The sequence below is a fragment of the Bradyrhizobium sp. MI1.3 genome, assembly GCF_055811695.1.
In genome coordinates, this window is record NZ_JBVVPQ010000271.1 from 1 (window position 1) to 419 (window position 419).

At 66.1% G+C, this 419-nt stretch carries 1 protein-coding gene; it reads left to right on the top strand.

Features of this window, described 5'->3' with window-relative positions; translation table 11 throughout:
* A partial coding sequence (locus AC0L3A_RS40990; RefSeq protein ID WP_473256615.1) for a transposase occupies window positions 1-419 on the top strand: 419 nt, incomplete at both ends.

The window sequence follows — 419 nt, forward strand, 5'->3', positions numbered from 1 at the left end:
GACGAAAAGCAGTGCATCCTGGTGCTGATCGGCGCGACGCCGGAAGGCCGCAAGGAACTGGTCGGCTTCACCGATGGCGCCCGCGAGAGCGCGCACGACTGGCGTGATCTGCTGCTCGACCTGAAGCGGCGCGGGCTCGACGTGCCCCCGCGGCTCGTCATCGCCGATGGCGCACTCGGGTTCTGGAAGGCGGCCGGCGAGGTCTGGCCGAAAACGCGCGAGCAGCGCTGCTGGGTGCACAAGACCGCCAACGTGCTCGCCAAGTTACCGAAGAGCCAGCAGCCGAAAGCCAAACGCGCGTTGCAGGAGATCTGGATGGCCGAAACCAAGGCCGCCGCCGAACTGGCGTTCGAGGCATTCATCGAGAGCTACGCGTTGAAATACGACAAGGCGGCCGACTGCCTGGCCAAGGATCGGGA